The 10,644-nt window shown below is 60.6% G+C and carries 7 protein-coding genes and 1 tRNA gene; 3 read left to right on the top strand and 5 right to left on the bottom strand.

Annotation, left to right across the window (positions count from 1 at the left end):
- Positions 1-5: 5 nt before the first annotated feature.
- Together C8K44_RS15540 and C8K44_RS15535 are read right to left on the bottom strand one after the other, a co-directional pair.
- Positions 6-773 (bottom strand): glycosyltransferase family 25 protein, encoded by a 768-nt coding sequence (locus tag C8K44_RS15540; RefSeq protein WP_109576711.1) that lies wholly within the window; start codon positions 771-773, stop codon positions 6-8.
- 167 nt (positions 774-940) lie between these two features.
- Positions 941-1,489 carry a TetR/AcrR family transcriptional regulator gene (locus C8K44_RS15535; protein WP_109576710.1) on the bottom strand — a complete coding sequence of 183 codons (549 nt, stop codon included), beginning with the start codon at positions 1,487-1,489 and terminating at the stop codon, positions 941-943.
- A 151-nt stretch (positions 1,490-1,640) separates the two neighbouring features.
- On the opposite strand from C8K44_RS15535, the gene C8K44_RS15530 reads away from it, so the two are divergent.
- Entirely contained in the window at positions 1,641-2,804 is a 1,164-nt protein-coding gene (locus C8K44_RS15530) for an efflux RND transporter periplasmic adaptor subunit (protein WP_109576709.1), read from the top strand.
- Complete coding sequence (locus C8K44_RS15525) at positions 2,801-5,884, top strand: efflux RND transporter permease subunit (protein WP_109576708.1); 3,084 nt, start codon at positions 2,801-2,803, stop codon at positions 5,882-5,884. The genes C8K44_RS15530 and C8K44_RS15525 overlap by 4 nt, the downstream gene beginning before the upstream one ends.
- A gap of 211 nt (positions 5,885-6,095) precedes the next feature.
- Here the strand turns inward: C8K44_RS15525 and C8K44_RS15520 are convergent.
- A tRNA-Gln gene (locus C8K44_RS15520) sits at positions 6,096-6,170 on the bottom strand.
- Between the two features lie 118 nt (positions 6,171-6,288).
- Positions 6,289-6,624, bottom strand: a complete 336-nt coding sequence (locus C8K44_RS15515; RefSeq protein WP_109576707.1) for a VOC family protein — start codon at positions 6,622-6,624, stop codon at positions 6,289-6,291.
- 206 nt (positions 6,625-6,830) lie between these two features.
- Here C8K44_RS15515 and ppdK point away from each other — a divergent pair, with 206 nt between their 5' ends.
- The gene (ppdK, locus tag C8K44_RS15510) at positions 6,831-9,497 is read left to right on the top strand and encodes a pyruvate, phosphate dikinase (protein ID WP_109576706.1); all 2,667 of its coding nucleotides are present in this window, start codon (positions 6,831-6,833) and stop codon (positions 9,495-9,497) included.
- Positions 9,498-9,549: 52 nt separating this feature from the next.
- Here the strand turns inward: ppdK and C8K44_RS15505 are convergent, their stop codons facing one another.
- Entirely contained in the window at positions 9,550-10,560 is a 1,011-nt protein-coding gene (locus tag C8K44_RS15505; RefSeq protein WP_199227106.1) for a GSU2403 family nucleotidyltransferase fold protein, read from the bottom strand.
- Between the last annotated feature and the right edge of the window lie 84 nt (positions 10,561-10,644).

The raw sequence follows: 10,644 nt of genomic DNA, 5'->3' as shown, positions 1-10,644 counted from the left end.
GGGGATCAAGAGTTTTTGAGCTTGAGGCCGTAATGCTTGCGGTAGCGGCGGTAATTGAGCTGGCGTAGTGCTGTCTGGCCTAGTCCCTTGACCGATACGGTCCAGTGTCGCTGCTGCTTGATCTCGCTGCGTTCGGCCTCGATCGTGCTGCCGCCGAGCTCGTGGCTGACATCTGTGACGAGGTTGGGAAACACCGACAGCACGCGCAGGTCCAGTTCCCAGAAGAACTTGATGTCCTCATCGATCTGCCGGTAGACGGTCGGACGGGAGAGCATGCGCTCGGCTCCGCGTCGCGTGATCAGGTAACCGACCATGCCGGCAGTCGGGCTTCCGTGCGACACGATCGAAATGTCCGCCACCGCAACCGATTCAACTATGGGGCGCTCCTGAAAGTCGAAGAGCTTGAGGATGTCCCATTCGACCGGCGCTTCCTGAAGTGCTGAGACGCGCGCGACGAAAGCGGCGGGCTCGAGCAAGCGGAAGTCGTCCTCAAGGATCAATCCGAAAGGCACGCCGCAATCGAGAAACGCGCGCATTGCCTTGCGGTGGCTGGCATATGCCGCCACTTCGCTCGGAGCCAGCGGGCGCTTTGAACGCTTGCGATTCCGCTTGGCGTCGTAAAGATCAATGGTCTCGGTGGATTGTGGTGTCAGGCCTTCGACAAATGTGAAAGGCCAGGCGATTGCTGATAGCTGCGCGTGCGCCGACTTGCGACGAGGCCCAGCTTCGACATCCACGGTCACGACGAACGTGACGGGCAAAGGCGAAGTCATGTGTAGTGGCTCACTTAAAGGGTGTACCGCTAAATTAGAGTGGGATCACCGGGCAACATGACCACACGTTCGAACGCACGATGTTTTGTGCGGCGTTTGAATCTCATAAAAATTGCTCGACGTATAGTGATAAAATCGTGAGCGTCGGCAGGCTTTTTTTCAATGAACTACGATGCGGCTGCTTCGGCGAGCAGATAAGAAAGCGCCATATCACGTTCATCTTCATGGAGAATGTCCATGTCGAAAAGCTTCATACTGCGCAGCCCCTCAATGACCAGAAACGCGACGATCAGCTTGGATTGGTCGGGCGTTTCGGCTTTCAGGCGGTCGAGCAGACTACGTTTGAAGTCTCTGACCGGATTGAGGAAATCGGGATCCTCGGCGAGTGCGGCGAGTACGCCTGCCGCCGATGGCTGATTCTGCGCGCATTCCTCAACGGACAGTTCGATAAAGGCGGCCAGACTGTTGTCAGGCACGTCACTGGTCTTGTTGGCTGCCTTTGCAGCGAGCGCGTCCTCGAAGCTTTTGAGGTAGTTCTGGACCAGGGCCTGCATCAGCTTGGCCTTGGTCGGGAAGTTGTAGAGCAGCCCACCTTTGGAGACGCCGGCGCGCTGGGCCACCGCGTCGAGGGACAGGTTGCCCGGGCCGATGATGTCAGCCAGTTCCGCAGCGGCGGCAAGGATTTTTTCGCGAGAACTGGGTCTGTGGCCCGACATTGCAGGGTCTCCGTTTGGATCACATTATAGTGGATTGACAATACCGTCCAGACGGTACAGTAAGCTCGCCGCTCTTGGGTTTTCCAAGAAAAAGTCCAAAGTGCAGTGCGGCGCACCCGGGTGCCGATTCCAGACCGATTGGGGATCTCCTTTGATCAAGCGTTTCATCATCGCTATCGTATTGCTTGTACTTGTTTGTGGCGGCATCGTTGGCTTCAACATGTTCCGCGACAACGCAATCCAGCAGTTCTTCGCCAACATGCCTGTCGCATCGGTCACCGTGGCGACCGCCAAGGTCGAACCCGCTGCCTGGACCCCGGGCATTGAAACGATCGGTACGGTCGCTGCCTCCCAGGGCGTCGACCTGACAGTCGAGACGACCGGCATCGTCAAGGAGATCAAGTTCAAGGCCAACCAGCGCGTGAACAAGGGCGACGTGCTCATCCAGCTCGACGACAGCGTCCAGCAGGCTGACCTAGCTGCCGCCAAGACGCAGGCCGCGCTCGACAAGCAGCTGCTGGATCGCGCTGTTGCCCTGCAAGAGCGCGGCGTCGGCTCCGATGTCGTACGCGACTCGGCGGGCGCGAAAGCATCCACCTCGGCCTCGCAAGTCGAGAAGCTGCAGGCAGTGCTCGACCAGAAGCAGTTGCGCGCGCCGTTCTCCGGCACGATCGGCATTCCGAAGGTCGACGCCGGTCAGTATCTCCAGCCTGGAACCATCGTTGCCACGCTGCAGGATCTTGAGACGATGCGGGCGGATTTCGCCGTTCCCGAGCACCAGCTTAGCCTCCTGAAACTGGGCCAGCCGGTTCAGTTCGGGGTGACCGAAGGCGACATGCCGTTCACCGGTTCGGTGATTGGTATCGATCCGAAGGTCGACCCGCAGAGCCGCCTGGTTTCGGTCCGTGCGGAAATCACCAATCCGCAAGGCAAGCTGAGCCCCGGCCAGTTCGTGCGTGTGCGCGTCGTGCTTCCTGAAGAAGACGGTGTCGTAGCCGTGCCGCTGACGGCCTTGACCAGCAGTCTTTACGGCGACTTCGTGTACGTAGTGCGTCCCGCTGCTGACAAGGCGGAGGCCTCCGCTGCCGCGGCAGAGCCTGCCAAGGAGCAGGCGGAGCCAGCACTCGTGGTCAAGCAGATCTTCGTCAAGGTTGGCCGCCGTTCGGAAGGCCGTGTCGAGATACTGGAAGGTGTTTCCTTCGGTGACGAAATCGTCATCGCCGGTCAGAACAGGCTTTCCAACGGTACTCCGGTCAAGGTCGACAACACTGTCTCGCCAGTTGTCTCGACCGATGCGAAGGCATCCGCAAAATGAGTTTCTCCGACATCTTCATCCGCCGCCCCGTCCTTTCGACGGTCGTGGCCCTCATGATCCTGCTCCTGGGTTTCCAGGGGTTGTTCAACCTGTCCGTCCGCCAGTATCCGGAGGTCGAAGAGACGGTGATCACCATCACCACCGTCTATCCGGGCGCGAGTGCCGACCTCATCCAGGGCTTCATCACGGCACCAATCGCAGCTGCGGTGGCGACCACTGAAAACATCGACTACGTCAAGTCGCAGAGCAGCCCTTCGTCCAGCACCGTGACCGTGCAGATGGAGCTTGGCTCCAACCCCGATACGGCACTGACCGAGGTCATGTCGAAGGTCCAGCAGGTGCGCGGGCAGCTGCCGACCGACGCGGAGGATCCGACGATCGTCAAGGGCACGGGCATGCAGTTCGCCATCATGTATCTGGCGATGCAGAACCCCAACATGACGGCGGAGGAGCTGACCGAGTATATCGAACGCGTCATTCGTCCGCGCGTCTCGACCATCGAGGGCGTTGCAGAAGTGCAGGTCTTGGGTGCGAACAAGTATTCGATGCGCGTATGGATAGACCCGGTCAAGCTCGCGGCGCGAGGCCTGACGGCGCCTGAGGTCCTGCAGGCGATCAACGCGTCCAACTTCCTGTCCGCACCGGGCAAGACCAAGAACGAATACGTTGCCTATTCGATCACCATGAAATCGACCTTGCAGACGCCAGAGGCCTTTGGCGAACTGCCGCTCAAGTCGGACAATGGCAATGTCGTCAGGCTGCGTGACGTTGCGCGCGTGGAACTGGCGGCCGAAAGTACCGATACCGTCGTCAATTTCAACGGCGAGCCGGGCACCTTCATTGGTATCTTCCCGACACCTTCTGCCAATCCGCTGACCACCGCGGCCGCTGTCATCAATGAATTGCCGGCGATCAGGGCGAGCTTGCCCGAAGGCATGACCATCACGATGGTCTACGATTCGACCGAAACGATCAGCGCGTCGATCGACGAAGTGTTCAAGACCATCGCTGAGGCGGTCGCGATCGTCATCGTCGTGATCCTGCTCTTCCTCGGCTCGTTCCGCTCGGTGCTGATGCCGGTGGTGACCATTCCGCTGTCGCTGATCGGTGTCTGTTTCATCCTTTTGATGATGGGGTATTCGATCAACCTGCTGTCGTTGCTTGCGATGGTGCTGGCGATCGGCCTGGTTGTCGACGACGCGATCGTTGTGGTGGAAAACATCCACCGCCACATCGAGGAGGGCATGTCGCCGATGCAGGCGGCCTTCAAGGGCATGCGCGAGATCTTCGGGCCGGTGGTCGCCATGACCATCACGCTCGCTGCCGTGTTCGCGCCGCTGATGTTCACCGGCGGTCTTACCGGTTCGTTGTTCCGCGAGTTCGCTGTCACGCTTGCAGGCGCTGTCATCCTCTCGGGCTTCATCGCCGTGACGATCACGCCGATGATGTCGGCGCGCATGCTGAAGGCCGGCAACCACAGCCGCTTCGCCAAGGCTGTCGACCGCACCTTCGAGCGTATCGCCAACCGCTACGAGCGGCTGGTGGCGGGCTCGCTCAACTATCGACCGGTGACGTTGCTGGTCGTTATCGCCCTTGTCTCCGTAACGGGCTTCATGTTCTTCAAGACGTCGAACGAACTGGCGCCTGAAGAGGACTCCGGTGCATTGTTTGCGCTGGTCACCGCGCCTCGTTATGCGACAACCGATTACACCAGCCTCTACACCGACCAGATCCGCGACCTGACCAAGGATCTGCCCGAGCTGAAGACGAATTTCTCAATCGTCGGCATGGGCGGCGGCACCAATTCGGGTTTTGCCGTCTGGGCGCTCAAGGACTGGTCTGATCGTACGCGTTCGCAAAAGGAGATCCAGGCGGACATCCAGGCACGGCTGTCCAAGGTCAGCGGCGTGGAAGCACTTGTCTTTGCGCCCCCGTCCTTGCCGGGTGCAGGCGGCGGCTTGCCGATTTCGGTGGTCATCCAGTCGACCGGCGATCCGAGCCAGGTCTTCGAGGTGGCCGAGCAGATCAAGGCAAAGGCCCAGGCTTCGGGTCGCTTCATCGTCGTGCAGAACTCGCTGTCCTTCGATGCGCCCCAGGTGACCGTGACCATCGACCGTGACCGGGCCGCAGCCCTCAACCTGTCGGTGCGCGACATCGGCATGACATTGAGCCTGCTTGTCGGTGGCGGGTCGATCGCCCAGTTCGATCGCGATTCCAACAGCTATGACATTATCATGCAGGTGCCGGACCAGTATCGCGGCAATCCTGAAAGGCTTGGCGAGTTCTATGTCCGCAGCGTCAACGGCCAGATGGTTCCGCTGTCGGCGGTCGTGACGATCAAGACGAACTCCTCGCCGGCTGCGATCGAGCAGTTCAACCAGCTCAACTCGGCAACGATTTCCGCGCTGCCGGTACCGGGCGTGACCACGGGCGACGGCCTGAAGACGATCGAGGACATTGCCCGGCCGCTGCTGCCTGCCGGCTTCTTCATCGATTATGCAGGCCAGTCGCGTCTGGAAAGCGAACAGGGCAATACAATCCTGATCGCGTTCGCGCTGGCGATCGTGGTGATCTACCTGGTTCTTGCTGCCCAGTTCGAGAGCTTCCGCGACCCCCTCATCATCATGATGTCGGTGCCGCTGTCGATCTTCGGCGCCATCGTGCCGCTCAATCTCGGGCTCGGCACGCTGAACATCTATACCCAGGTCGGCCTGATCACACTGATAGGACTGATCACCAAGCACGGCATCCTGTTGGTCGAATTCGCCAACCAGCAGCGCGAGGAACACGGCATGTCGCGGCGCGATGCGATCATCGCTTCGGCCAAGGTTCGCCTGCGTCCGATCCTGATGACGACGGCTGCCATGGCGCTCGGCGTCGTGCCCTTGATCATCGCCTCGGGCGCTGGTGCTGCGGCACGTTATTCGATGGGCCTGGTGATCTTCTGCGGCGTCATCGTCGGAACGATCTTCACCCTGTTCGTGGTGCCGATGTTTTACACCCTCATCGCCCGCAAGGACCTGGCCGCGCACGTCGAGGAGCCTGACGCCGCGCAGATGGCGGAACCGGCCCATCACTGAGGTGAGCTAGGGACGGAACAAGAAAGGCCCTGGAGAAATCCGGGGCCTTTTTGCGTGGGACGCGTGAACCGCCTGTAGCATCCGCTCGAAAAATCGAAAACGTTTCTTGCAAGGCACGACGCGTCCAGGACGCACAATGCTCTAGCGAAATCTGATCGTTTCGTTGGCTGGCTCCGACGAAGCGGACTGAATATCAAGAAATTGGAAGAAATGGCTGGGGCGCCAGGATTCGAACCTGGGAATGTCGGTACCAAAAACCGATGCCTTACCGCTTGGCGACGCCCCAACAAGCCGTAGGCAACTCAAGAGTAAGCCGCAGGCGAGTCAATCGACCGCCGCCTTATATGCAGTGCGCGGCAAAAGCACAATCGCGCCTTTGCCGCTTTTCCATCTCAAAATGGCGATCATTCGCCCCAGACTGCGAGCTCGTTGCCGGCTGGATCGGCGAAATGGAAGCGCCGTCCGCCCGGGAAGGAAAAGATCGGTTTGATGATCGTCGCGCCGGCTTCCTCGACCGCAGCCAATGTTGCTTCCAGCGCTTCGGAATAGAGAATCGGCAACGGCTTGGCCGGCAGTTCCGCCTGGAACCCGCCGTCGAGGCCTTCCGAGAACGCCGAATAGTCGGGACCGTAGTCGGTGAAGGTCCAGCCGAAGGCGGCGCTGTAGAAGGATTTCACATGGTCGAGCGTGCCGCCAACAGCGGCCATTTCGATGTAGTCGAGCTTGCCGGACTTGCGCATTTTCGTCTCCAATGATTGTTCATGATATGTTCTATATGAGGCGGAAGCAGCCCGCAAGGGTGCTGCAACGCAGGTTCATTAATCGATTGTAGGTCATTCCGTGGGGGAACTGCGCCTTGCCTTTCGCAGCGCAGCATCATATCGCTCGGCCCAGAAGCGGGCGGCTGCCACCGTCTCGCTCCACACTCAGTCGGCGAGGAGAAGGCATGACCAAGTGGGTTTACAGGTTTGGCGACGGTGCAGCGGAGGGGCGCGCGAGCGACCGCGACCTGCTTGGTGGCAAGGGAGCGAATCTCGCCGAGATGTGCAGTCTTGGCCTGCCGGTTCCACCCGGTTTCACCATCACCACGGCGGCCTGCAACTGGTATTACGGCAACGGCCGCAGCTATCCTGAAACGCTTGAAGCCGACGTCCGCGCGGCACTCGACCATATCGGTGCGATTACTGGCCGCCGTTTCGGTGATCCCAAAAACCTGCTGCTCGTCTCGGTGCGCTCGGGCGCCCGCGCCTCGATGCCGGGCATGATGGACACGGTGCTCAACCTCGGCCTCAATGACGTCACGGTCGAAGCGCTTGCGGCGGATGCCGGAGATGCTCGTTTTGCCTATGACAGCTACCGCCGCTTCATCACCATGTATTCCGATGTCGTTCTCGGCCTCGATCATGAGGTATTCGAGGAACTGCTCGAAGAGGAAAAGGCCCGTCTCGGCTATGAACTCGACACCGAGTTCACCGCCCCCCAGTGGCAGGAAGTCATCAAGCTCTACAAGGCCAAGGTCGAGGAAGAACTCGGCCGCTCGTTCCCGCAGGATCCGCACGAGCAGCTGTGGGGCGCTATCGGTGCGGTGTTTTCGAGCTGGATGAACCATCGCGCGATCACCTATCGCCGCCTGCATGACATTCCTGAGAGCTGGGGCACGGCGGTCAACGTCCAGGCCATGGTGTTCGGCAACATGGGCGACACCTCGGCCACCGGCGTTGCCTTCACCCGCAACCCTTCGACCGGCGAGAAGATGCTCTATGGCGAGTTCCTGGTGAACGCGCAGGGCGAGGACGTGGTGGCCGGAATCCGTACGCCGCAGAACATCACCGAGGCCGCGCGCATTGCGGCAGGCTCCGACAAGCCCTCGCTGCAGAAGCTGATGCCGGAGGCCTTCAACAGTTTCGTGGCGATTTCCAATCGCCTCGAACAGCATTACCGCGACATGCAGGATCTCGAATTCACCATCGAGCGCGGCAAGCTGTGGATGCTGCAGACACGTTCGGGCAAGCGCACGGCGAAGGCAGCGCTCAAGATCGCTGCCGAGATGGCTGGCGAGGGGCTGATCACCAAGGACGAGGCGATCTGCCGGATCGACCCGTCCTCGCTCGACCAGCTGCTGCACCCGACAATCGACCCCAAGGCGCAGCGCGAGGTGATCGCGGTCGGGCTGCCGGCGTCACCGGGGGCTGCCACCGGCGAGATCGTGTTTTCGTCCGACGAGGCCGAAGAGCTGAAGTCGGCCGGGCGCAAGGTCATTCTCGTCCGGATCGAGACCAGCCCCGAGGATATCCATGGCATGCACGCTTCCGAAGGCATCCTGACCACGCGTGGCGGCATGACCAGCCACGCGGCGGTGGTTGCCCGCGGCATGGGCAAGCCTTGCGTTTCGGGCGCCGGATCGCTGCGCGTAGATTATCGCGCCGGCACGCTGATCACCATGGGCCACACCTTCCGCAAGGGCGACATCATCACCATCGACGGCTCCAACGGCCAGGTGCTGAAGGGGTCGGTGCCGATGCTGCAGCCGGAACTGTCGGGCGATTTCGCCGCGATCATGGAATGGGCCGACGCCGCGCGCCGCATGAAGGTGCGCACCAATGCCGAGACGCCGGCGGACGCGCGCATGGCGCGCTCCTTCGGCGCCGAAGGTATCGGCCTTTGCCGTACGGAGCACATGTTCTTCGACGGCGACCGCATCGTTGCGATGCGCGAGATGATCCTTGCCGACACCGAAAAGGACAGGCGCATAGCGCTCGACAAGCTGTTGCCGATGCAGCGTTCGGATTTCATCGAGCTGTTCGAGATCATGGCCGGCCTGCCCGTGACGATCCGACTGCTCGATCCGCCGCTGCACGAATTCCTGCCCAAGACCGAGGAAGAGATATCTGAGGTCGCGGCAGCGATGAACGTGCCGGCCGACAAGCTGCGCCAGCGTACCGAGGCGTTGCACGAGTTCAACCCGATGCTCGGCCATCGCGGCTGCCGTCTTGCCGTCTCCTATCCCGAGATCGCCGAGATGCAGGCGCGCGCCATCTTCGAGGCGGCGATCGAAGCAGGCAAAAAGACCGGAAGCCCTGTGGTACCCGAGATCATGGTTCCATTGGTCGGCCTGATGAAGGAGCTCGACTTCGTCAAGGCGCGCATTGATGCAGTCGCCAAGAGCGTCATGCAGGAAACCGGCATCAACATCGACTATCTCGTCGGCACGATGATCGAGCTGCCGCGTGCGGCGATCCGGGCGCACGTCATCGCCGAAGCGGCCGAGTTCTTCTCCTTTGGCACCAACGACCTGACGCAGACCACCTTCGGCATCTCGCGCGACGATGCAGCGTCTTTCCTTGAGACCTATCGCCAGAAGGGCATCATCGAACAAGACCCGTTTGTCTCGCTCGATATCGAGGGCGTCGGCGAACTGGTGAAGATGGCGGCCGAGAAGGGCAGGGCGACGCGGCCTGAGATCAAGCTCGGCATCTGCGGCGAGCATGGCGGTGATCCGGCCTCGATCCACTTCTGCGAAAGCGTCGGGCTCGACTATGTGTCGTGCTCGCCCTTCCGCGTGCCGATCGCACGATTGGCGGCAGCGCAGGCCGCGGTGAAGGCGAAGCGCTAGGGCGTAGGTCTTCGGGTATACCCATTTCGCAAATTGGGTATAACCGCCTGTATCAGATAATCTGGCTAAGCAGGCGGCCGATTTCGGGCCGCTGCTTCAGAGATGCGTTGATGGCTTCGCGCCATTTCGTTCCGTTACCCAGAGCGGTCTCATAAGCGATTGCCAGTTCCTGCGGGCGATCCTCGACCAGGACGCGGATCAGCGTTTCGGCTTGGGCCAGGTCTTTTGCTACCTTGCCCAAACCCGGCCCGGTTCGTCTTTGGGCGACGATCAACTTGTGCACCGCGTAGCGCTCGGGTTTCGGTATCTGAACCAGCACTCCGCTCCGATACAGCGCCACGGCTGGTATCGGCTCCGCGATCAGGAAGTTCAGAAATGGAAGCGTCTGTGCGTAGACGTTCAGCGGTTCTAGCCTGACGATCTCGCTTTTGCTCTGCATGCGAGGCGCAAGAAAGTCGACCATCGCTCCGCCGCCTTTCAAGCGCCAACGCGTAGACCTTCCTTTCGGGTCCAGGCCGGGCGCGGGTTCCAGAGACAGGGATTTGAACGTTTCAGCGAGAGATGGATCGACCTGATCGTCGATCGCCAGTTTGAGGTTTTCGAATGCGGCAATGTCGACGTCCTGCGTAACTGCGAGTGTGCCTGAAAAGGCAAATCCCAGTTCGGCGCCGTAAAGCCGGAACGCGTGTGTTCCAACCAGCGTTCCACCCAGGCGAAACACGCCTACTCTCGCCATGGCGTTCAGAATGCTACCGGTTTGGCGATCAACAGTAACGAGACCTGCGGCGCGCAATTGAGCGACCAGCAATGCGCAGTGCCGTTCAAAGCTCTTGTCGTCTTCGATATCTTCCCGCATGCGTGCGATGCGTTGACGGAGGTCTTCACTGTCGGGGCCGATATAGCGATCGACCGGCTTGTCGCCAATTTTTTGCCGGGCGTACCAGTATTTGCCCTGCGGAAGCTCCTTGAGGAATGGAGCCCCGGCGATGGTCTTCACGTCGCGCATTCGATGGGCTTCGAGAAGGTCCTGATAGGCAGTGTGAGTTGAGAGCGGCAAGCGCATGACGATACCCTACGTCAATCTTTGGCGTAGGGTACAAAATATACCCTACGCAAGCAACTCGTGTAGGGTACGGCGCCAGCGGCT

The sequence above is a fragment of the Aminobacter sp. AP02 genome (genome assembly GCF_003148805.1).
GTDB lineage: Bacteria > Pseudomonadota > Alphaproteobacteria > Rhizobiales > Rhizobiaceae > Aminobacter.
Note: the sequence above shows the minus strand (reverse complement) of the source record. Positions and strands in the feature narration are given on the sequence as shown.

Coding starts and splice junctions, on each gene's coding strand:
- C8K44_RS15505 (WP_199227106.1), bottom strand. CDS start 10,560: ATGCGCTTGCCGCTCTCAACTCACACTGCCTATCAGGACCTTCTCGAA.
- C8K44_RS15535 (WP_109576710.1), bottom strand. CDS start 1,489: ATGTCGGGCCACAGACCCAGTTCTCGCGAAAAAATCCTTGCCGCCGCT.
- ppdK (WP_109576706.1), top strand. CDS start 6,831: ATGACCAAGTGGGTTTACAGGTTTGGCGACGGTGCAGCGGAGGGGCGC.
- C8K44_RS15515 (WP_109576707.1), bottom strand. CDS start 6,624: ATGCGCAAGTCCGGCAAGCTCGACTACATCGAAATGGCCGCTGTTGGC.
- C8K44_RS15540 (WP_109576711.1), bottom strand. CDS start 773: ATGACTTCGCCTTTGCCCGTCACGTTCGTCGTGACCGTGGATGTCGAA.
- C8K44_RS15525 (WP_109576708.1), top strand. CDS start 2,801: ATGAGTTTCTCCGACATCTTCATCCGCCGCCCCGTCCTTTCGACGGTC.